This window comes from Vibrio sp. 1167, assembly GCF_033340375.1.
Classification (GTDB): Bacteria; Pseudomonadota; Gammaproteobacteria; order Enterobacterales; family Vibrionaceae; genus Vibrio; species Vibrio alginolyticus.
In genome coordinates, this window is the sequence record NZ_JAWOWK010000004.1 from 499,098 (window position 1) to 520,901 (window position 21,804).

Consider the following 21,804-nt stretch of genomic DNA (forward strand, 5'->3'; position numbering starts at 1 on the left):
TGCATGAAAAAGAAGAGTGGCTCAGTCACCGCCGTAACACGGACGTCGATAGATCTCCCAACTTAGCCCTTAGCGACAGATGTCGCGATAATGGAATGCACATGGTGTGCAAATAATACACAAGGTAATTTTGTTACCTTAGCTTGGGATTATAAAAGTTATATGAACACAAATCGTGAACATGAGTGTGATGTATTAGTGGTAGGGAGTGGCGCGGCAGGTTTGTCGTTGGCTTTGCGCGTTGCTAACCACTGTAAGGTGATGGTGCTGAGTAAAGGACCACGCAGCGAAGGGGCAACCTACTATGCTCAAGGCGGTATCGCTGCCGTATTTGATGAGTCAGACACCATTGATTCACACGTTGAAGACACGCAAATCGCCGGGGATGGTATTTGCGATGAGGAGACCGTAAGGTTCATTGCTGAGCATTCAAAAGAGTGTGTACAGTGGTTGATTGACGGCGGTGTCCCATTTGATCGTGAAGAAGATGACTCTGACGATGAACCTCGCTACCACTTAACTCGTGAAGGTGGTCATAGCCGTCGTCGTATTCTTCACGCGGCAGATGCGACAGGTATGGCGATGCAAACCTCCCTGCAAGATAACGCTCATAACCATCCAAACATTCATGTTCTCGAACGTCACAATGCTCTGGACTTAATCACCGAAGACAAAATTGGCGGTGATAAAAACAAAGTTATCGGTGCTTATATTTGGAACCGCAACGAAGAGCATGTCGAAACCGTGCGAGCCAAATTTGTGGTTCTCGCTACAGGTGGTGCTTCAAAGGTTTATCAATACACCTCTAACCCAGATGTGTCGTCTGGTGATGGTATTGCGATTGCTTGGCGTGCAGGGTGTCGTGTGGCGAATATGGAATTTAACCAATTCCATCCGACGTGTTTATATCACCCAGAAGCACGTAACTTCTTGCTGACTGAAGCGTTACGTGGCGAAGGTGCTTACCTGCGCCGTCCAGATGGTTCTCGCTTTATGCCAGATTTCGATGAACGTAAAGAGCTTGCTCCGCGTGACGTGGTGGCTCGTGCTATCGACTTCGAAATGAAGCGTTTAGGCGCCGACTGTATGTATCTCGACATCAGTCATAAGCCTGCTGACTTTATTACGAAACACTTCCCAACCATTTATTCACGTTTGATGGATTTGGGCATCGACATGACTAAAGAGCCAATCCCAATCGTACCTGCTGCACACTACACTTGTGGCGGTGTCATGGTGGATAGAAATGGCTGCACCGATCTGAAAAATTTGTATGCGATTGGTGAAGTTAGCTACACCGGGCTGCATGGTGCTAACCGCATGGCATCAAACTCACTTCTCGAATGTGTGGTTTATGCTTGGTCTGCGGCAAAAGATATTCTAAAACATCACACTAACGTTGAGCTCCCCTCACAGGTGCCATGTTGGGATGAAAGCAAAGTAACCAATAGTGATGAAGAAGTGATCATTCAGCACAACTGGCACGAGCTTCGTCTGTTTATGTGGGACTACATGGGCATTGTACGAACTGACAAGCGTTTAGAGCGCGCCTTACGCCGTATCCAACTGTTGCAACAAGAAACACACGAGTACTACAGCAATTTCCGCGTGTCGAACAACTTATTAGAACTGCGTAACCTTCTACAAGTAGCAGAGCTGATGGTTCGTTGTGCGATGCAGCGTAAAGAGAGTCGAGGTTTGCACTACACGCTTGATTATCCGAACCAACTGGAAAACAGCGGCCCAACGATTTTGGTTCCAGCTAAACAGCTTTAACTTTACCAATTAAACTATTACATCAGCAGGGAGCATTAGCTCCCTGTTTCATTTCCCATTGGCGTAATACCAAAGATAGTTGACGATACTGCTCATCGTCACAGCTATCACGCCAAATCGTAACACTACGGCCAGATTGCAATTGGAATGTTATCTTGAATGGTGATGCCGATGTATCGACTCGCTGTAAATGACCCTTTTCGGACTCAATATCTTCCGAGCATTCGCCACACTCAAGGGCATCAAACCTAACCGAGCCATCGCAGTGCACATACCAATGCCCATGACTTGTAGGTTGAACAAGACTTTGGTTTGAGAAAGCCTTCACAATCAGTAATAACAAATAAGTCGATAATACGAGCGGAATGCTAGAGAGGATAACAGCCCAAGTCATCAATAAGAAAAGTACAACACTGAAGACTCGGGCAGTCAGAGAGGGAGAAGCAGTAAAATTAACGAACTTTGCTGAGGTTATGGGCGACAATTTTATCAACCATTGCTGCATGACCTAAATTTTCGCTACGGCCATGCCCCATTACCCAAGTAAACAGATCAGGATCATCGCATTCAAGTAAAGAAACAAAGTCACGCTGCTCTTGTTCACTCAGAGTATCAAAGCACTCTTCAAAAAACGGCATAATTACTACGTCAAGCTCAAGCATGCCTCGACGACAAGCCCATTTAATACGCGCTTTTTCTTCCGGAGTGTACATTCACTATTCCTTCATAGATGTCTTGTTGTTAGTGCGGAGTGTAACAAGGGATGTGCTACGTCACTAGTGTGCGGGTCACAATACGATAGTGAAAGCAGACAAATGTTGATTCGTAAATCGCTCCCCTAGTATCTCAAGGTTATTTGGGTATAACATAGCGGAAAAATATCTTCAAAAGGCATTGTAATTATGGAATGGCAAACTCGTTTTTCAGCATTACCTCTCTCAACTCAAGACGCACTTCCAGAGTTATCTATCTCACTGCTGGATAACTTCGGCATGATCACCATGATCGGTGATGATAAAAAATCATACTTACAAGGTCAGGTTACCTGCGATGTTGTTTCTTTAGAACAAGACCAATCAACACTGGGCGCACATTGTGATGCAAAAGGCAAAGTGTGGAGCGTGTTCCGCCTTTTCCATCATCATGATGGCTACGGCATGATCCAACCAAAATCGGCGATTGACGTAGAACTTAGTGAAATAAAGAAATACGCTATTTTCTCTAAAGTAACGATTGAAGCTTCTGATGACGTTATCTTAGGCGTTGCTGGCGTCAAAGCCGACGAATTCATTTCAACAATGAGCAAGACAACTGGCAGCGTTCGCCCAGTTAACGGTGGCACAGCAGTGCAAGTTGCCCAAGATCGCTGGTTACTGATATTAAGTGCGCCAGAAGCACAACAAATCGTTGAAACTACCGACGCTGTCTTTACGACAAATGAGCTTTGGAATCGTTTCGATATTGAGGCAGGTTTACCATTTGTCTCTGCATCCGCGCAGAATGCTCACATTCCACAAGCACTCAACGTGCAAGCTTTAGGAGGCATAAGCTTCACAAAGGGTTGCTACACGGGACAAGAAACGGTGGCACGAGCGAAGTATCGCGGTACCAATAAACGTGCGATGTATATCGTAAAAGGTGCAACTTCTGCTCCATTCAGTGACGAACCAATTGAGCTCGAACGCAGCGTAGGTGAAAACTGGCGTTCAGTAGGTGCTTTGTTAAATCACTACCAGTTCAGTGACAATCACGCGATTGGCCTGATCGTACTGCCTAATAATCTCGATGAAGACACTCGTCTTCGTTTGGTTGCGCAACCAGAATGTGAATGGACAATCGAATCACTGCCTTACAGTCTTGATGATGAGTAATACAATCAATACTCCTTTGATGCAATTTCTCACAGACCAACACATTCCGTTTCGTCTGTTACCGCATCAAAGACCAGCAACCACCATTGAGGATGCCGCGCACCAACGCGGCATTCGCCCCTCTCAAATGGTGAAAGCAATCTTGCTACGAGACATGGGTAATCAATATGCACTCGCCTGTGCACCAGGTGATCGTAGCGTTGATCCCAAAAAAGTGCGCTCGTTACTGAAATGTCGCCGGATGACTTGTGTTGATCAAGCCGATGTTGAGTCCATCACTGGTTACAAAATTGGTACTGTCACTCCTCTGTTACTCAAACGTCATATGCCAATCGTGTTCGACCCTAGCTTACTAGAAGAACAGGAAGTCACAATCAGCAGTGGCGATCGAATGGCTGGGCTGGCACTTTCTATTCAAGATCTTATCCAATTGTGCCAGCCGACCGTGGCTGAGATCTGTCGTTAATCGTCTAAAAACAATGCAATGACACGTAGTGTTTCTATCACTGCGTGATCTCGATCATATCTACAAAAATAGATGTGAGAATTTTTAATCACATATAAAACATAAATAGTCACAAAGATAAAACTCGTATATGCTGAATTTGTTGGTTAAGTTTCAAACAAGCACTTAACCGATATAAAGTGAGTCAGCTAGCTGAGTGACAGCATTCATGCAGTTAGTTATCCACTTTTGTGTAATGCATCTGTGACTATTCGCCCGCTGAAGCGGGCTTTTTTTTACGTGGAACTTTTTCTCTTTCATTTCCTCTAATCGTTAGAACGCAAAGTGTGTTGCGCGAGGCACGACCTTAATAGAAACAACTAGCAAACAACCGTTTTCGTTCTATTCTTAATTCTGTAACAAAACTATTGCTTAATGCGTCACGTAAAAAGGAGTGTATTGGCGTAAGGGTTCCTTTAGAGAGGTTATTTTTGGGGTAATCCTCACGCTATTTAAGAGATGACACTGTCAAATTGTCTAAGACAACACAATTCTCTGACGCAACACCCTACATCTGTATTTAATACTATTGCTGTCACAATAATTTTCGCGTCCAGAACGTAGAATACCTAGGCTAGGTTAGATAAAAGGAAAGTAAATATGAGACTGTTTAAGCGCTATACACCAAGTATGATTGCTAAACATATAAGTCGTCTTTTTAAAGGAAGAATTTATATTTACGGGGTCGGTAGATTCGAGTTTGATAACGGTAAGTTAATACTGCCGGAGAAAGCAGAGCAACGCCATTTCCGAGCGGTCAAAGAGATCAATCAAGAAATAATGAAACTCCGATGCGCATATGCTTAGCAAAATGTTGATAAAACAAAGGCTGGATTAACCAGCCTTTTGTGTATTTGAAGTTTGCTTTGCACTTACTGACGCGCCAGATCCGGCAAGTGTCCCTTTAAACCAAGCGCGCGCTTCATGATCTCATCTTTCGCTCCCGGCAGTTGCCCCGCTAAACTCAAGCCAATGCCACGAACAAGCTTTTTAGCAGGGTTCTCGCCAGAGAACAAATCTCGAAACCCTTGCATAGTAGCGATCATCTTTGCCGCTTCCGCTTTTCGCCAACGCTCGTAGCTTCTTAGGTTGCGTTTACTGCCGATATCTTGCCCCTGCTTCCAAAGTGCTAACACCTCTTGAGCAAGACTGGCCGCATCTAATAAACCTAAATTCACACCCTGCCCCGCTAATGGGTGAATGGTATGGGCCGCATCACCAACCAGCGCGACTCGCTCGACGACAAAATCTCGCGCATAGCGCATTTTCAAAGGAAACGCAGCACGCTCTCCCACTACTTCACATAGACCAAGTCGAGCATCAAACTCACTCGTCAACGCTTTATTGAAATCATGTTCACTCATCGCCACTAACTGCTCTGCTCGATTTGGCTCCGTGGACCAAACAATAGAGCACATATCTGGTTGCGACATTGGCAAAAATGCCAACGGTCCGTGAGGAGTAAATATCTGGCGCGCAATGCTGTTGTGTGGCATAGCAGTTTTGACATTCGCGACCAAAGCATGATGACCATAGTCCCAATGCGTTAATGGAATATCCATTTGATGGCGAAGCCACGAATTCGCCCCATCGGCTCCGACCACTAATTTAGCGGTCATGGCTTGGCCATTATCGAGCGTCAGCCAGCTTTCTTGCTCACCGACCGCGAGAGTCGCGCAACGTGCAGGCATAAACATAGTGACGTTATCGAGCTTTTGGACTTGTTCAAGCAGTGCAAGTTGAATCACACGATTCTCAACAATATGCCCTAAATCAGGTTGTGCCATACTTTGTGCATTAAATTCAATGCTGGCAAAGCTATCTTGTTCCCATACTTCCATGCCATGGTAAGGTGAAGCTCGGCGCTGTTCTATGCCCTGCCAAGCACCAAGTTTACGCAAAATCGTCTCACTAGAGCGGCTCAGCGCAGACACACGAACATCGGGCAATTCTTTCAACGAATCATCTGGCACTTTACCTTCAATAACGGCGACACGCAGATCACTGTCTTTGAACGCGGCAGCAAGTGCCAACCCAACCATCCCTCCGCCGATGATGGCGATATCTACACTTTGCATCATTGCTTTTTATTACCTAATTCAGTGCGGCCGTTCATCGTTTTACCAAGCCAAGTGTATGGCGTAGTAGCGGCTGCTTAAAAATAGAAAGGTTATCCATCGCTGCTAAGGCAGTATTTCGGCCAATTCGCATCGCGGGTAAATCATTTGAAAAAACATGCACCAAGGCACTGGTTAGCCAAATAGTTTCGCTTCGATCTGCTTCTCTACGTTGACTAAAGCGCATCAGGCCTTGATAAAGACCCACATCCTCACTTTGGTGCACAATTTCTTCTGCTAGTGAGACTACATCGCGAATACCGAGATTAAAGCCTTGTCCAGCTATCGGGTGCAGCGTTTGCGCCGCATTTCCAACAATCGCAAAGCGATGTGAAATATTTTGCTTTCGATGGCGAAGAAGCAATGGGTAACTTGCACGACGCCCCACTTTTTTCATCGCGCCTAAACGCCAACCAAAATCGTTCTGTAAATGCTGGAGAAATGCTTGATCAGATAACTCAAGAACGGCTTGGGCTTCTTCAGGGTGCAAACACCAAACTAAGGACATTCGATTGTCACTCATTGGCAATAAAGCAACAGGGCCATTTTCAGTAAAACGTTCAAAGGCTCTACCTTGATGAGGTTCTTGAGTCACAATATTGGCAATGACAGCCACTTGTTCAAAATCTTGCTCAGAAAGTTCTAGACCAATTTTCTGACAACAGGTCGAAACAGCACCATCTGCAGCCACCAGCAGTTTTGCTTCAAGTTGCTCACCACTTTTCAACGTCACATGGGTACAGTTTTGCTCGCGCTCGATATCGGTAACCGAGTCAGGACAAAACAGCGTAATTGATTCGCTGCTGTCTAATAATTCTTGATATACACGCCCAACATCGGCTAATTCTACAACATACCCTAGAGCTCCCACCCCAACCTCTTGCTTGGTAATCTCCGTCATCCCAGCATGAGAACGGTCAGAAACGTGGATATGTTCAATGGGTGTGACAAACGGTTCTACTGACGTCCAGAGCTGTAGTTGACGCAACAGATTGACAGTACCGTAAGACAATGCGATTGAGCGAGAGTCAAAACCAGGGTGCATATCTGATTGTGCTTTAAAAGGCTCAACGACGGCAATGCGGAGCTTTCCCTGAGACAAATGGTCAATCGCCAATGCTAACGTTGCACCAGCCATGGCACCACCAGCAATGACTACATCATATTGCTTCATACTAACCTCTGGACGGTCTACGACTAGTGAATAGTAGGTTTTTTGTCGCTGCTTTCAGGACGAACACCAAATTCAGCATGAATCGTTAGTACGCAAGCTTTGATGTGCTCAATCACTTGCTCTAGCAATTGCGCTTGTTCACCAAGATCGTCATCTTCATCAATGCCTAATTTGGCAATCTCTTCTAGATCAGCCAGTGCTTCTTTAGCGTCATCAGATGCTTTGTTAAGCGCAACGCCTGCTAGACCTAGCCCAGAAATAAAGTGGTTTACAAAGTCGGACACACTGTCGGCTAATGCGAATAAGCCTTCTTCGCCCGGCTCATCTGGCAATAGTAAAGACAGCTCCATTGATGTGCCAGTAAGCTCATTAACAGTAACGTTGAATATGCTCTGAGCAAAAGTGAGTGCTGTCGAGGGCCACCCCATCCCATCATTGGTGTAGTCAAAAAGAATCGGCTGCCAAGTTTGATCATTGATCGCCAATCCACCACTTAACATGCCAACAAATAAGCCATGTAACTCCGCCGGTGTCACAGCCAGGCTTGCCGATTGCAGTTCAGCAGCAATAGATTGGTATTCAGGAAGGGTGATTTCACTCATAACTTGGCTCATTCTTGCGTAATAATGTATTGGTATATCCTACCATCAAGGTTAGTGGTCTGAAACGGCTATCAAATTCAATTTTGGACAGCATTTGTTCAATTTGCCCAATTCCTGTGTGATCTCGTCATCATTTCTCTTTCTGTGATGGGAAATGCTTGAATCTTAATAGCGGTTTTCCTATAGTTTGCTCCTCGGTAGTTGTATGAAGCAACACCTTAGATAGCGCGAATATAGAGTTTATTCATCATGAGCAATCAAGCGATCGACGTTGAAATATTAGGCAAACTTACACGAGTGAATTGTCCGACAGGACAAGAAGAGTCTCTTGTTGCAGCGGCAAAAGATCTGGATCGCCGATTGAAAGAAATGAGCGAACGTACTAAGGTAACCAATGAAATCCAACTGCTGACCTTTGCTGCATTGAATATTTGCTATGAGTTGCACACCAAGTCATACGAATCCAATAGTCAACAGCAAGAAATTACTGAGCGAATGGAAAAGCTCACCGCGTCTTTAGAGAACGCACTAAGCAAAGTTACGCAAGGACAGCAGTAAATACAAAATTTACCCTGGGGTGTGCGTCAGCAGGATTTAAGTCCCTGAGCCGATAAGCAATACCTAAGGGTTAGTATTTGGTAACTATTGAGCAAGCTCGGCATGCACCGAGAAGCCTACGGTTGTCATTGCTGATCCGCCTTGAACCAGCTGGTTCAAGGGCCACAATCCTCAACGGCACCCTGGGGTATTCTCTCTATGTCAGACCTCTCTCGACAAGACTTCCGCAAACTGATTCGTGAAAAGCGCAACGCTCTATGCAGTGATACGCAATACCAAGCGGGAATCGACCTTATTACTCAATTTTCCCAACTTCCTGAAATCGATCAGGCGCAACATATTGCCATCTACCTTTCTGCAGACGGTGAGCTTGATACTAAACCGCTCATTGAATGGTTATGGCAACAGGGAAAATCGGTTTATCTGCCCGTCATCCATCCCTTTTCTAAAGGTCAGTTACTGTTTCTTCAGTATATAAGTGATGAACAGCTCGTCTACAACAAGTACGGCATCTTAGAGCCCAAGCTCGATATCAGACACCTCAAACCCGTTCGCCAGCTTGATTTAATCTGCACGCCTTTAGTTGGGTTCGACAGTATCGGACACCGCTTAGGCATGGGCGGAGGGTACTACGATCGTACTCTATCACGTTGGTTTATAACTGGAGAGGGAGCTAAACCTGTTGGTATCGCTCATGACTGCCAACATGTAGAACGCTTACCAATTGAAAGCTGGGATATTCCATTACCTAAGATCGTGACCCCAAGCCAAATATGGCAATGGGAAAGTGACAAGTAAGCCGCTATAATCACGCCCGCAAACGTTAACGAACATCTATTCAGGAGATTGGCATGACTCAAGATGAAATGAAAAAAGCGGCTGGTTGGACAGCACTAAAATATGTTGAGAAAGGCAGCATTGTCGGTGTTGGTACTGGCTCTACCGTGAATCACTTCATCGATGCACTAGGCACTATCAAAGATGATATTAAAGGTGCAGTGTCTAGCTCTGTCGCTTCAACTGAGCGCCTTAAAGAGCTTGGTATTGAAGTATACGAGTGTAACGATGTAATGAAGCTGGATGTGTATGTTGATGGCGCAGATGAGATCAACCCAGCACGTGAAATGATCAAAGGCGGCGGCGCGGCTCTGACTCGTGAGAAAATTGTCGCAGCAATCTCTGATAAGTTCGTATGTATCGTTGACGGCACTAAAGCAGTTGACGTACTTGGCCAGTTCCCATTGCCTGTTGAAGTAATCCCAATGGCACGCTCTTACGTGGCTCGTGAATTGGTAAAACTAGGTGGTGACCCAGCTTACCGTGAAGGCGTTGTGACTGACAACGGCAACGTGATTCTGGATGTGCACAATATGCAAATTACCAACCCGAAAGAAATGGAAGACAAAATAAACGGCATCGCTGGTGTGGTGACTGTGGGTCTTTTCGCTCATCGTGGTGCAGACGTAGTGATCACTGGCACACCAGAAGGTGCAAAAATTGAAGAATAAATAACAGCCCAAAATGAACCTATCTGGTTCACTTTTCTGTTATTTCATTACATACGGTGCTGAAAGGCACCGTTTTTTATTCCTTTCTATAAGAAAATTATCTCTTATTCCGTAATTTTCTTACCCAAAGCAATTTTTTTTTGTTACTTTATTGAACAGAAGACGCACAGGGAAACGTTTGTCTTCCTACAAAACTGTTAATTATCCCCTTTTTAATAGTTTTGTCCAATGTGCGCCACATTAGCCCACCTTTCCATTTTAAGGACGAGAAAAAATGGCCAAAGTTTCACTGGAAAAAGAAAAGATTAAGATCCTCTTGTTAGAGGGACTCCACCCTTCTTCAGTTGAAGTTCTTCAAGCAGCTGGTTATACCAACATTGAATACCATAAAGGTTCCCTTCCGGAAGAAGAACTAATTGAAGCAGTAAAAGACGTGCACTTCATTGGTATCCGCTCCCGTACGAACCTATCCGAAGAGGTAATCAATGCTGCGAACAAGCTGGTTGCAATTGGCTGTTTTTGTATTGGCACTAACCAAGTAAACCTAGACGCAGCAGCAAAACGCGGTATTCCTGTCTTTAATGCACCATTCTCTAACACTCGAAGCGTGGCAGAGCTTGTACTTGGGCAAATCCTTTTACTAGTGCGTGGTATTCCTGAAAAGAATGCACTTGCACATCGCGGTATTTGGAAGAAAAGTGCAGACAACTCTTACGAAGCTCGTGGTAAGTGCCTTGGCATTATCGGATACGGTCACATTGGTACGCAGCTTGGTATTATTGCCGAAAACTTAGGTATGCGCGTTTACTACTACGATATTGAGAACAAACTGTCCCTTGGTAATGCGACGCAAGTACATACCATGAGTGAACTATTGAACAAATGTGATGTAATTTCTTTGCACGTTCCCGAAACACCGGAAACGAAAAACATGATGGGTGAAGCTGAATTTGCTCGAATGAAACCAGGTTCCATCTTTATCAACGCGGCACGTGGCACCGTTGTGGATATTCCTGCACTTTGCCATAGCTTAGAAGCTGGTCACCTTGCTGGCGCTGCAATTGATGTATTCCCAACTGAACCAAAAACGAATGCTGACCCGTTCGAGTCTCCTTTACAAAAATTCGATAACGTCATCCTCACTCCACACGTTGGTGGTTCAACACAAGAAGCACAAGAAAATATCGGCTTAGAAGTGGCGGGTAAACTGGCTAAGTACTCTGATAACGGATCGACACTTTCAAGCGTAAACTTCCCTGAAGTGTCATTACCAGAACACAGTGGTGAGTGCTCTCGTCTGCTTCATATCCACAAGAACCGTCCTGGTATCCTAACTCAGATCAACACCATCTTTGCTGAAGAAGGCATTAACATTGCCGCGCAGTACCTACAAACAGCCGCTGAAATAGGCTACGTAGTGATCGACGTTGAAACTGAACGCTCAGAAGAAGCTCTAACAAAGCTCAAAAACATTGAAGGCACAATCCGTGCTCGTATCCTGCATTAAACTGTGAAATAGAAATGACAAAGGCAGGGGTTGTAACTCCCTGCCTTTTGCTTTTTACTGTTTGCTAAGCCTTACTTTAGCTTATAAATGACATCGACTTGATCGCGAATGATCATGGTTGAATCTTGGTAGCTATTCGCTCCTTCTTTACTATCCATCGCCATTGAACGCATTAACACAGGCTGAACGTGCATCTGTCTGTAATTGATCTGCCATACATCGCCCAACTTTTTCTCAAAACCAGTCGCTAATGACCCTGCTTTTTCTCTTGCGTCCTTAATCGCAGCCATTCGTGCCTTTTGCTGATACTCGGCTTGGTTGCTTACCTTAAGTTGAATATTATCAACCTGATTAATTCCCGCTTCTAACGCCATATCTAGGTATTGGTTAAGGTTTTTCAGATCCGTCACCGTGACATCAATACTGCGAGATGCTCGATACCCAACAAGTTCTGCTTTTCCTGATTTAGGGTAATGGTACTGAGGAGCAAGGTATAAATTCGAGCTAGTAATATTGTCTTTTGACAAGCCGGCATCCGATAAGCTTTTTAGAAACTCTTCAACGGTTTTATCTACGGACAATTTCGCTTGTTCGGCCGTCATTGTCGTATCGACTACTTTTACAGAAAACGTAGCCATATCAGGTGTGGCCGTCACTTCGCCATACCCCGTTGTCGTAACATGAGCAAACTCTGGCGTATTCGCCAAAACTGAAGCACTGGTAAGGCTGAGTGCTGAAGCCAGCAAAAATGAATACAATTTCATTCAATAAATCCATCCATACAAAATTAAGTACTTAATCTCAGATTCCAACATCACTATCATGGCTGAGAAAGCGTGTGGTTTCATAATAGAAACTTCCGCCGATTATCCAAGCACCCATAGTGACTTCTAACACAACTTTGACTATGTAACATTGGCGTAATTTTTAAACAAAACACACTTAAGTTAACGATATGCAGCTCTGACAAACTTATTGAGGTAGATGCTGCTGCGCATACCCCACTATCGCGTGTGAGATTTCTTGTAATACCCCAGTTTCTAACTGCCAGTGGTGCCAATAAATCCGATGGGACATTAAAAAACCTGGAGTCACATCAACCAACACACCTCTGTCTAATTCGTCGGTAATTTGCAAGCGGGGGATCAAGCAATAAGCAACACCAGCTAACGCCACTTTTAGAAACGCTTCAGAACTACTGATGTTGTGATGAATAACGCTGTCAGGATTGACGTTAAAATGCTCGGTAAGAAATGTTTTATGTAGATCATCATATTGGTCATATGAAACGGCCGGTGCTTTTGCCAATGTCTGATTATTTACGCCTTTAGAAAAATAACGCTGATAGAACTCTGGGCTCGCGACACAAACATAATCGATGCGACCTAAATAGTCTGCTCTGCATCCGGGGATTGGCTGGGACTCCAAGCTGATCGCTCCTGTCACTTCGCCACTTTTGAGTTTTTCAATAGAGCGGTATTCACCATAGATAGTCAGTTTTAGTTCAACTTGACGCTGCTTCATAACATTTTGCAGCGCTGGCAGTAGCCATGTTGCAAGGCTATCTGCATTAGTCGCTAAAGAGAGTTGCACAGGTCGCGTACTGGTATCATTTTTTAATTCGGGGAGAATTTCATGCTCTAGCAAGCGTACTCGCCGATAAAGACCCAACAATTTTTTACCAATTAGCGTTGGCTTAGGTGGCTGGCTTCGAATTAAAACAGGCTGCGCGAGAAACTTCTCTAACTGCTTGATACGTTGAGAAATGGCGGATTGAGAAACAAATAAATGCTCGGCAGCACGCTCAAAGCTACCCTGATAAACTATAGCGTCTAATGCCTCAATCCATTTGTAATCTAACCCTCGCATACCTTTCCTCTCACTCCTGATCAAACGCCTCCCGTTAAATTAGTCTATCTAATGTAAGATTAAAATCATTAATTATACTTATTTAGATAAACGCTTTATCTTTCCCCTCTCTGTAAATGTATTTGTTATTTTGAAGTGAGGTGAAGTGTGAACTTGTGGGTTCTATTGCAAGGTTTTGGTTTAGGAGCATCAATGATCATTCCGATCGGCGCGCAAAATGCGTATGTTTTGAATCAAGGCATAAAGCGTAACCACCATCTAACAACCGCCACTATTTGTAGCGTGCTAGATATGATTTTCATCTCTCTAGGTATCTTTGGTGGTGGTGCAATTCTGTCTCAAAATGAAATCTTACTGACGTCGGTGACACTTGGTGGTATTGCTTTCTTGAGCTTCTATGGACTGCTCTCGCTAAAAAGTGCTTTTAAGCCAGAGAGTGAATCGGAATCAAAAGGGGAGATCGTAGCTCGAGGTCGTCGAACAGTTATTCTAGGTGCGTTAGCTGTCACTGTGCTTAATCCGCACTTATATTTAGATACAGTCGTTATTCTAGGTTCGATCGGTGGACAATTTGAAGGCCATGATCGCATTGCTTTTGCACTAGGTACGATTATGGCTTCCTTTGTTTGGTTCTACACTTTATCGATAGGAGCAGCCAAACTAGGTCCAACACTCTCTCAACCAAAAGTGAAAAAAACTATCGACATTGCAATCGCAATGATGATGTTCACAATAGCGTATATCTTAGCGAGTGAGCTTATTGATAAGTATTAGTAATCACCAGGTAGTAAGGCAGCAAAGACATGGAGTCACTAAAACGTATTTATAACAACAATAGAGAGCGATTCAACGCGCTCTCTATTCCTTTTCGGGAATGGCAGCACGAAGCCATCTTAGACTTTGAGACAGATATACGCATTGCGAGAGAGCTTGGTTGGACGGGTACGCATACCAAAAGCCTCTTTTTAACACTCAAAGGACAAGGTTACGCGGTTTATCTGACAGATAAGGACTCGCGCCTCGATGCCAAGCAGATTAAAGCGATTACAGGTAAACGTCCCTCTATTTGTAATGACGATGAAATGGTCGAAGTGTTAGGTTGCGTACCCGGCGCGGTTTGCCCAATAGGCTTACCGGAATACATCACTATCATTGTTGATACCAATCTCTATCAACATCAAGAGTTGCTCTATACGCCTGGCTTACCTGAGTTCACATTTGGATTTGCAGGTAAACATCTAAAACGCCTCTTACTTGCTGGTCATCACACCCTTTACGAAATATAAAAAAGCGAGGCCTATTGGCCTCGCTTTCGAATATCGACTGCTTTTGATTAAGCGTCGACTTTGTTCAGGTGAACATCCATTTGTGGGAATGGAATCTCGATACCATTTTCATCCAATGCTTCTTTAATACCTTGCATTGCATCAAAGTATACGCCCCAGTAATCTGCAGTTTTCACCCATGGACGAACCACAAAGTTAACTGAAGAGTCTGCTAACGTAAGTACACCAATTGTGATATCTGGGTCTTTCAAGATACGTGGATCTTTCTCTAGCGTCTCACGAATCACTTTCTTCGTTAGTTTAAGGTCTGCTTTGTATGAAACACCAATCACTAGGTCGACACGTCGTGTCGCATGGCGAGAGTAGTTAGTAATGGCACCGCCGATAACTGAAGAGTTAGGCACAACAACCATTTTGTTGTCTGGTGTTTTTAGAACTGTTTGGAAGATTTGAATTGCTTCAACACTACCCGCTACACCACCGATTTCTACGTAGTCGCCTGATTTGAATGGACGGAACGCAACAATAAGTACGCCTGCTGCAAAGTTTGATAGTGAACCTTGTAGTGCAAGACCAACAGCAAGACCTGCCGCACCAATCACAGCAACAACAGAAGCGGTTTGAACTCCTAATCGACCAAGAGCCGCGATTAGCACGATTACAAATAGCAAGTAACGAACAAGACCGTGAATAAATTCAACGACGGCCTTATCCATGTTTTTCTTTTCTAGTACTTTAGAAACACTACCAGCGACTGCCTTAACGATAAGATTACCGATAAACAGAATAAGCACCGCAGAGATAATGTTCACACCGTACTGAACCAGTAGATCTGAATTGTTTGTCAGCCAAGTTTCAGCCTGAGTTAGACCATCCGTTAAAGTGGTATCGATACCCACCGATTCACCTGCCATAATTCTTATCCTCAAAATAAAGAGATATAAATCCAATTGCCGTTAATTTATGAACCTTGTTTTTTAAAGGCTCTTTTCTAAAACAACATCCCTATTGCTCCACTGAACAGTGTCAGATTTTTGGCACAATATCCCAACTCTGACTTTTTTCAAAGTCAGAGTTTCGCAAAGATATGCAAAACAAGACTTTATCAGAGCTTTCTGACACTGACTTGTTACAGGTTACGCAATGCACTCTGATTTCGCCACTCTTAAGACTGATATTCCCATGTTTTCTTTAAAAAAAACGTTAAAGGTGAGATATCTCACTAGCAAATACAACCTAACGCATAAAAATATCGGGAGAAAGCAGAAGGGAAGAAAATGATAGATATAAAAAAACCCGCTCAAAGAGCGGGTTTTTAAGTAACTTAATCAGTAACGATTATAGTACGTCAACTGCGTTAAGGTCAGCAAATGCTTGCTCTAGACGAGTAACCATTGAAGCTTGGCCTGCACGTAGCCATACGCGTGGATCGTAGTACTTCTTGTTTGGTGCATCTTCACCAGTTGGGTTACCGATCTGACCTTGTAGGTAATCGTGGTTTTCAGCTTCGAACTTACGGATACCATCCCAAGTAGCCCACTGTGTATCAGTATCGATGTTCATTTTGATCACACCGTAGCCGATAGATTCACGGATTTCTTCTAGAGAAGAACCTGAACCGCCGTGGAATACGAAGTTTAGAGAGTTCGCTGGAAGACCGAATTTCTCAGAAACGTGCGCTTGAGAATCACGTAGGATAGTTGGAGTTAGTACAACGTTACCTGGCTTGTATACGCCGTGTACGTTACCGAAAGATGCTGCGATAGTGAAACGGTGGCTGATTGCGCTTAGTTTCTCGTATGCGTATGCAACGTCTTCTGGAGAAGTGTATAGTTCAGACGCATCCATATCAGAGTTGTCAACACCGTCTTCTTCACCACCAGTACAACCTAGTTCGATTTCTAGAGTCATGTTCATTTTAGCCATGCGCTCTAGGTACTTAGCAGAAATTTCGATGTTCTCTTCTAGAGACTCTTCAGAAAGGTCGATCATGTGAGAAGAGAATAGTGGCTTACCAGTTTGCGCGAAGTACTCTTCACCAGCGTCTAGTAGACCGTCGATCCAAGGAAGTAGTTTCTTAGCTGCGTGGTCAGTGTGTAGGATTACTGGAACACCGTAAGCTTCAGCTACAGCGTGAACGTATTTCGCACCAGCAACAGCACCTAGGATTTGAGCTTCTTGACCTTCAAGTTTTAGACCTTTACCAGCAAAGAAAGCAGCGCCACCGTTAGAGAACTGAACGATAACTGGAGCTTTAACTTTTGCAGCTGCTTCAAGTACTGCGTTTACAGAGTCAGTACCCACACAGTTTACTGCTGGAAGTGCAAAGCTGTTTTCTTTTGCAACTTCAAATACTTTCTGAACGTCATCGCCAGAGATAACACCTGGTTTTACGAAGTCGAAGATCTTAGACATGGATGTAATCCTATTTATCTGTCGTTTTTAAACAAAACTTGTTAAGTTGAAAATCTTGCAAACGTTTGCTCACAACTGAGGCTATTCTAGCAGAGTTCCTCACACGTTGCAGCAAACAAGAAAGCGGGAGAATCACTCCCCCGCTTTGCTTTAATTACTTAGCGCGTGCTTCTAGCATTTCTACTGCTGGAAGAACTTTACCTTCTACGAACTCAAGGAAAGCGCCGCCGCCAGTAGAGATGTAAGATACATCCGCTTTGATACCGAACTTGTCGATAGCCGCTAGCGTGTCACCACCACCAGCAACAGAGAAGCCTTCAGAAGCTGCGATAGCTTCAGAGATACCTTTAGTACCTGCTTCGAAGTTCTTGAATTCGAATACGCCTACTGGACCGTTCCATAGGATAGTCTTAGCGTTTTTAAGGATTTCAGCTAGTTCAGCAGTTGAATCTGGACCAAGGTCGAAGATCATGTCGTCGTCTTGTACTTCAGAAACGTGCTTGATTTCAGCTTCTGCGTTCTCGTCAAATGCTTTCGCACATGCAACGTCAGTTGCTACTGGAATTGCACACTCGTCCATTAGCTTCTTAGCTGTTTCAACTAGGTCTGCTTCGTATAGAGACTTACCAACGTTGTGGCCAGCAGCTGCGATGAATGTGTTAGCAATACCACCACCAACAACGAGTTGGTCAGCGATTTTAGATAGAGACTCAAGAACCGTTAGCTTAGTAGAAACTTTTGAACCACCTACGATAGCAACCATTGGACGAGCTGGCTTGTCCATTGCTTTGCCTAGCGCTTCTAGTTCGTTTGCTAGTAGAGGACCAGCACATGCTACGTCTGCGTGCATGCCAACGCCGTGAGTAGATGCTTGAGCACGGTGAGCCGTACCGAATGCGTCCATTACGAATACGTCACATAGTGCTGCATATTTCTTAGATAGCTCTTCGTCGTTTTTCTTTTCGCCTTTGTTGAAGCGAACGTTTTCAAGAACAACAAGTTCACCCGCATTTAGCTCTAGGCCATCTAGGTAGTCTTTTGCTAGCTTCACTTCGCAATCTAGTGCGTCGTTTAGGTAGTTAACAACTGGTTGTAGAGAGAACTCTTCAGCGTATTCACCTTCAGTTGGGCGACCTAGGTGAGACGTAACCATTACTTTAGCGCCTGCTTCTAGGCAGTGCTTAATAGTTGGAAGAGATGCGATGATACGTGCATCCGAAGTTACTTTACCGTCTTTTACTGGCACGTTTAGGTCAGCACGGATAAATACACGTTTACCTGCAAGATCCAGGTCAGTCATCTTGATTACAGACATGATGTGTCCTCTCAAATATTTAATAATTAAAGTTTTTGAAAACTCGGCAACCCTGCCAAGCCTGTTAATTCTTCAAACTGGTTATAGATATGGAGATATTATGGATTTATTTCAAGGCTTGAAATAAAAATTCTCCATCACTTCTTCGTCATTACTGTTCCACTTGCGAAGAAGCTTGCATTGCTAAGGCAGTATCCAGCATCCGGTTAGCAAAGCCCCATTCGTTGTCGCACCAAACGAGCATTTTTACGAGTTGCCCGTTACTCACTCTAGTCTGGCTTCCATCCACAATCGCACTATGGGGGTCGTGGTTAAAGTCGATGGAAACGAGTGGCGATTCAGTATAGTCAACAATGTTACGTAATGTACACTGAGATGCGTTAACAATGGTTTGATTTACGTCATTAACTTTCACATTTGTACTAATTGTGACACTTAAATCCATTGCAGTGACGTTAACCGTTGGAACACGAACAGAAATTGCTTCGAATTTGTTGGAAAATTTCGGGAAGATTCTTTCAATCCCCTTATGCAACTTAGTGTCCACCGGAATAATAGATTGGCTTGCAGCGCGGGTACGGCGTAAGTCGTTATGATACGCATCAATTACTTGTTGATCGTTCATGGACGAATGAATTGTGGTAATGGTGCCAGACTCTATGCCGAAGGCTTCGTCTAATACTTTAATGATGGGAACGATACAGTTGGTGGTGCAAGAGCCATTGGAGACAACACGGTGCTCGTCTTTCAGAGTTTCGTGGTTCACGCCATAGATAATCGTATTATCTAGGTCGTTTGCGCCCGGGTGCGAAAACAGTACTTTCTTAGCGCCAGCTTCTATATGCGCTTGCCCATCGGCTTGCGAACCAAATACGCCAGTGCAATCCAAGACGATATCAACTTCTAAATCACGCCAAGGAAGTAATTCGATTTCGGAGAGGTGGAGAATGCGAATGGAATCATATTCACCGCTGTCATGATGAACATGCAAATGTTCTTGGTCATGGGAAATTTTTTTACCAAAGCGACCATGACTGGTGTCATATTGCAGTAGGTGTGCCATCGCCTCTGGCTGTGCTAGTTCGTTTACCGCCACAACCTTGATCTGCTGGTGTTTTCCGCTTTCATACACCGCTCGCAGAACATTACGACCTATACGTCCAAATCCATTGATCGCAACCTTTAGCATTTATCCTTCGCCCTACCAAAAATTTCGTGTCACAGATACTACCTGATCAGGCTGACAAACGCACCTGTTGAATCAAAGTAAAGCAGGATTAAAAAAGGTCGAGACTATGCTCGACCTTATTACAACGATAGATAATTAAAATGCGACGTCTAAACCTAACCAGTAGCGACGACCATCTTCAATATATCCGTATTCTTCGTAACTGATTTCCTCGTCCAGCAAGTTATAGATAGCGCCTTTAATACGAGTATTGTCGGTTAACTGGTATGTCACACCGGCGTCCACAAAGGTATAAGCTGGTTCTACAATACTGTTTCTTGATGGGCCAGTAACCGGATCCATTTCTTTACCTCGGTACGTGACTTTCGCCCAGCTCTCTAGATCTGTTGTCGTTTGCCAAGTCACATCCACATTAAACAGATGCTTTGGTAACTGCTGCAGCGGCATGCCTTTGTATTCACCTGTTTTTTGCTCTGAGTCGGTAAATGTGTAGCTCGAGCTAAGGTAAATGGTTTCCGTTAACGGCGATGCTAAGGTCGCTTCAATACCTTGTGTGACGGCTTCATCCACGTTAATACGGTACGTTGGATCTGCGCCCCATTGGTTTGGACCATCAGTACAGATAGTGTCTGGACAAACAACACGTGTGATCTTGTCTTTGAATTCGTTATGGAACGCTGTCAAAGAGACATCTAAGCCAGAATCACCTTGATACAAGACGCTGATTTCTTTGTTTAGCGACGTTTCAGGGTCAAGATCTGGGTTACCGTAGATATTACCGCCACCACTGACTTGCGCCCAGCCAGGAGTAATTTCACGTAATTGTGGAGAACGGAAACCTGTTGCCACACCGCCTTTCACCGTCCAAGACGGATCAACTCGCCATACACCGTAAACACGTGGACTAAAGTGCGCGCCATAGTTTTCGTCATGATCTAGACGACCACCAAGCGTAACGCTAAACGGATCAGCGATTCTCCATTCATCTTCAATGAAAACAGCCCACTGCGTATTCGATGTTTCAGTCTTCGACGACGCTTTATTGGAGGTGAAATCCTCAAGCTCTGCATGAGTAGCGTCCACACCCGTCGTCAACGTATGGTTTCCAATACCAGTCACCAAGCTCGATTTGAACGTGGTGTTGGTGATCGTCATCTCACGAGATTTGTTCTCGCTCTCTTCTCGCTGTAAGTAAGTATCTGAAATGCCAATCGAATCCCAATCACCGTTGTGGCTTACCGTTACGTAATTACGACGATATTCATTCAGTGAATCTTCACACCCTCCACGACACCCAGTGGTCGGCACTGAAAGGCCCACATTACCACGACGACTTTGTGCCGAGGTGCCACCTTCTAATTGCACCGAGTGGCGCTCATTAATCTGGTAAGTCAGCTTTGAAGAGATACTCTGCATATCTTTATCTTCATAACCGTATTCGATGTCATCTTCTTCTCTGGTTGTGTACTGACCATATACTTGGAGAGATAAATTTTCAGCCAACGGACCATTAACGAAAAAATTCGCGCTCTGCTCTCCACCTGAGCGGCTATTCTCTTGTATTACCGTGCCCAGTTGAACATTACCCGTCCACTCTAGCGCATCTTTTCGTGTGATGACGTTAATCACACCACCAATCGCATCAGAACCGTAAAGCGTCGACATTGGGCCACGAATAACTTCGATTCGCTCAATCGCTTGAAGAGGAGGTAACCAACCTTGTTCGATACCAGGACCGTCACTATTTGGACGAGTTTCACGCGTGCTTTGACGTTTACCGTCGACCAGTATCAAAGTGTATTTAGAACCCATACCACGGATACTAATGTCGGTGGTATCACCACCACCTGTCACGACGACACCTGGCACACTTTTTAGTGCATCAGTCACATCGCGGTAATAACGAGAGTCCAACTCCTCACGTGAAATCACACTAATACTTGCAGGCGCGTCCGCTTGAGATTGCTCATAACTTGATGCAGTTACAACCACTGTTTCCATTTTAGAAACTGCATCATTGGCAAAAACATGAGGGACACTGACGAAGGCTAAAATACCAGTTGCGGTAATAACTGGCAGTCTAAGAGTAGACATCTACATCTCCATAATTGA

The 21,804-nt window shown here is 44.4% G+C and carries 22 protein-coding genes and 1 other RNA gene; 11 read left to right on the top strand and 12 right to left on the bottom strand.

What is annotated here, in order from left to right:
- Positions 1 to 162: 162 nt before the first annotated feature.
- Positions 163 to 1,776 carry an L-aspartate oxidase gene (gene nadB / locus R7Z78_RS11665; protein WP_005380947.1) on the top strand — a complete coding sequence of 538 codons (1,614 nt, stop codon included), beginning with the start codon at positions 163 to 165 and terminating at the stop codon, positions 1,774 to 1,776.
- Positions 1,777 to 1,798: 22 nt separating this feature from the next.
- On the opposite strand, the gene R7Z78_RS11670 is transcribed toward nadB, so the two are convergent.
- Both R7Z78_RS11670 and R7Z78_RS11675 read right to left on the bottom strand, forming a co-directional pair.
- Positions 1,799 to 2,260, bottom strand: coding sequence for a protein YgfX (locus tag R7Z78_RS11670; protein ID WP_318116971.1), 462 nt, complete (start codon positions 2,258 to 2,260; stop codon positions 1,799 to 1,801).
- Positions 2,229 to 2,489: a succinate dehydrogenase assembly factor 2 gene (locus R7Z78_RS11675; RefSeq protein ID WP_005380951.1), complete on the bottom strand. Its 261-nt coding sequence runs from the start codon at positions 2,487 to 2,489 to the stop codon at positions 2,229 to 2,231. Before R7Z78_RS11675 ends, R7Z78_RS11670 begins: the two co-directional genes overlap by 32 nt.
- A 189-nt stretch (positions 2,490 to 2,678) precedes the next feature.
- On the opposite strand from R7Z78_RS11675, the gene ygfZ reads away from it, so the two are divergent.
- The 3 genes from ygfZ (at position 2,679) to R7Z78_RS11690 (ending at position 4,959) form a co-directional block, all read left to right on the top strand.
- Complete coding sequence (gene ygfZ, locus R7Z78_RS11680) at positions 2,679 to 3,647, top strand: tRNA-modifying protein YgfZ (protein ID WP_104975591.1); 969 nt, start codon at positions 2,679 to 2,681, stop codon at positions 3,645 to 3,647.
- The gene (locus R7Z78_RS11685; RefSeq protein WP_005384562.1) at positions 3,640 to 4,113 is read left to right on the top strand and encodes an aminoacyl-tRNA deacylase; all 474 of its coding nucleotides are present in this window, start codon (positions 3,640 to 3,642) and stop codon (positions 4,111 to 4,113) included. The genes ygfZ and R7Z78_RS11685 overlap by 8 nt, the downstream gene beginning before the upstream one ends.
- Before the next feature lie 639 nt (positions 4,114 to 4,752).
- Positions 4,753 to 4,959 carry a DUF1107 domain-containing protein gene (locus R7Z78_RS11690; RefSeq protein WP_005380970.1) on the top strand — a complete coding sequence of 69 codons (207 nt, stop codon included), beginning with the start codon at positions 4,753 to 4,755 and terminating at the stop codon, positions 4,957 to 4,959.
- A gap of 65 nt (positions 4,960 to 5,024) precedes the next feature.
- Here the strand turns inward: R7Z78_RS11690 and R7Z78_RS11695 are convergent, their stop codons facing one another.
- Genes R7Z78_RS11695 through R7Z78_RS11705 form a run of 3 tightly spaced genes read right to left on the bottom strand, consistent with a single transcriptional unit; the run spans position 5,025 to position 8,045 of the window.
- Positions 5,025 to 6,233 carry an FAD-dependent 2-octaprenylphenol hydroxylase gene (locus R7Z78_RS11695; RefSeq protein ID WP_033907445.1) on the bottom strand — a complete coding sequence of 403 codons (1,209 nt, stop codon included), beginning with the start codon at positions 6,231 to 6,233 and terminating at the stop codon, positions 5,025 to 5,027.
- A 31-nt stretch (positions 6,234 to 6,264) separates the two neighbouring features.
- On the bottom strand, positions 6,265 to 7,443 hold the full coding sequence (ubiH, locus tag R7Z78_RS11700; RefSeq protein ID WP_104975592.1) for a 2-octaprenyl-6-methoxyphenyl hydroxylase: 1,179 nt from the start codon (positions 7,441 to 7,443) through the stop codon (positions 6,265 to 6,267).
- Between the two features lie 23 nt (positions 7,444 to 7,466).
- A complete protein-coding gene (locus tag R7Z78_RS11705; protein WP_005380976.1) occupies positions 7,467 to 8,045 on the bottom strand; it encodes a YecA family protein in 579 nt (192 codons plus the stop codon).
- Between the two features lie 249 nt (positions 8,046 to 8,294).
- Here R7Z78_RS11705 and R7Z78_RS11710 point away from each other — a divergent pair, with 249 nt between their 5' ends.
- The 5 genes from R7Z78_RS11710 (at position 8,295) to serA (ending at position 11,618) form a co-directional block, all read left to right on the top strand.
- Complete coding sequence (locus R7Z78_RS11710) at positions 8,295 to 8,603, top strand: cell division protein ZapA (RefSeq protein ID WP_104975593.1); 309 nt, start codon at positions 8,295 to 8,297, stop codon at positions 8,601 to 8,603.
- A gap of 8 nt (positions 8,604 to 8,611) precedes the next feature.
- Positions 8,612 to 8,796, top strand: a non-coding RNA gene (gene ssrS, locus R7Z78_RS11715) — 6S RNA.
- A gap of 5 nt (positions 8,797 to 8,801) precedes the next feature.
- The gene (locus R7Z78_RS11720) at positions 8,802 to 9,401 is read left to right on the top strand and encodes a 5-formyltetrahydrofolate cyclo-ligase (RefSeq protein ID WP_005384552.1); all 600 of its coding nucleotides are present in this window, start codon (positions 8,802 to 8,804) and stop codon (positions 9,399 to 9,401) included.
- 53 nt (positions 9,402 to 9,454) lie between these two features.
- Positions 9,455 to 10,111, top strand: a complete 657-nt coding sequence (gene rpiA / locus R7Z78_RS11725) for a ribose-5-phosphate isomerase RpiA (RefSeq protein ID WP_104975594.1) — start codon at positions 9,455 to 9,457, stop codon at positions 10,109 to 10,111.
- A gap of 274 nt (positions 10,112 to 10,385) precedes the next feature.
- Positions 10,386 to 11,618 carry a phosphoglycerate dehydrogenase gene (gene serA, locus R7Z78_RS11730; protein WP_005384551.1) on the top strand — a complete coding sequence of 411 codons (1,233 nt, stop codon included), beginning with the start codon at positions 10,386 to 10,388 and terminating at the stop codon, positions 11,616 to 11,618.
- A 71-nt stretch (positions 11,619 to 11,689) separates the two neighbouring features.
- Here serA and R7Z78_RS11735 read toward each other — a convergent pair whose 3' ends face one another.
- Together R7Z78_RS11735 and R7Z78_RS11740 are read right to left on the bottom strand one after the other, a co-directional pair.
- Complete coding sequence (locus R7Z78_RS11735; protein WP_005384550.1) at positions 11,690 to 12,382, bottom strand: oxidative stress defense protein; 693 nt, start codon at positions 12,380 to 12,382, stop codon at positions 11,690 to 11,692.
- A 208-nt stretch (positions 12,383 to 12,590) separates the two neighbouring features.
- A complete protein-coding gene (locus R7Z78_RS11740; RefSeq protein ID WP_025768836.1) occupies positions 12,591 to 13,487 on the bottom strand; it encodes a LysR family transcriptional regulator ArgP in 897 nt (298 codons plus the stop codon).
- Positions 13,488 to 13,634: 147 nt separating this feature from the next.
- Between R7Z78_RS11740 and R7Z78_RS11745 the strand changes: the two genes are divergently transcribed.
- Positions 13,635 to 14,261, top strand: coding sequence for a LysE/ArgO family amino acid transporter (locus tag R7Z78_RS11745; RefSeq protein ID WP_104975595.1), 627 nt, complete (start codon positions 13,635 to 13,637; stop codon positions 14,259 to 14,261).
- Positions 14,262 to 14,290: 29 nt separating this feature from the next.
- A complete protein-coding gene (locus tag R7Z78_RS11750; protein WP_005380994.1) occupies positions 14,291 to 14,773 on the top strand; it encodes a YbaK/EbsC family protein in 483 nt (160 codons plus the stop codon).
- A gap of 47 nt (positions 14,774 to 14,820) precedes the next feature.
- Here the strand turns inward: R7Z78_RS11750 and mscS are convergent, their stop codons facing one another.
- The 5 genes from mscS to R7Z78_RS11775 all read right to left on the bottom strand — a co-directional run bounded on the left by mscS (position 14,821) and on the right by R7Z78_RS11775 (position 21,786).
- A complete protein-coding gene (mscS, locus tag R7Z78_RS11755; RefSeq protein ID WP_005384548.1) occupies positions 14,821 to 15,687 on the bottom strand; it encodes a small-conductance mechanosensitive channel MscS in 867 nt (288 codons plus the stop codon).
- Positions 15,688 to 16,111: 424 nt separating this feature from the next.
- Positions 16,112 to 17,188, bottom strand: a complete 1,077-nt coding sequence (fbaA, locus tag R7Z78_RS11760) for a class II fructose-bisphosphate aldolase (RefSeq protein WP_005380996.1) — start codon at positions 17,186 to 17,188, stop codon at positions 16,112 to 16,114.
- A gap of 154 nt (positions 17,189 to 17,342) precedes the next feature.
- The gene (locus R7Z78_RS11765) at positions 17,343 to 18,503 is read right to left on the bottom strand and encodes a phosphoglycerate kinase (protein ID WP_005384547.1); all 1,161 of its coding nucleotides are present in this window, start codon (positions 18,501 to 18,503) and stop codon (positions 17,343 to 17,345) included.
- A gap of 151 nt (positions 18,504 to 18,654) precedes the next feature.
- Positions 18,655 to 19,692, bottom strand: coding sequence for an erythrose-4-phosphate dehydrogenase (epd, locus tag R7Z78_RS11770; protein WP_005384545.1), 1,038 nt, complete (start codon positions 19,690 to 19,692; stop codon positions 18,655 to 18,657).
- Positions 19,693 to 19,827: 135 nt separating this feature from the next.
- Positions 19,828 to 21,786, bottom strand: coding sequence for a ligand-gated channel protein (locus R7Z78_RS11775; RefSeq protein WP_104975596.1), 1,959 nt, complete (start codon positions 21,784 to 21,786; stop codon positions 19,828 to 19,830).
- Positions 21,787 to 21,804 lie beyond the last annotated feature (18 nt).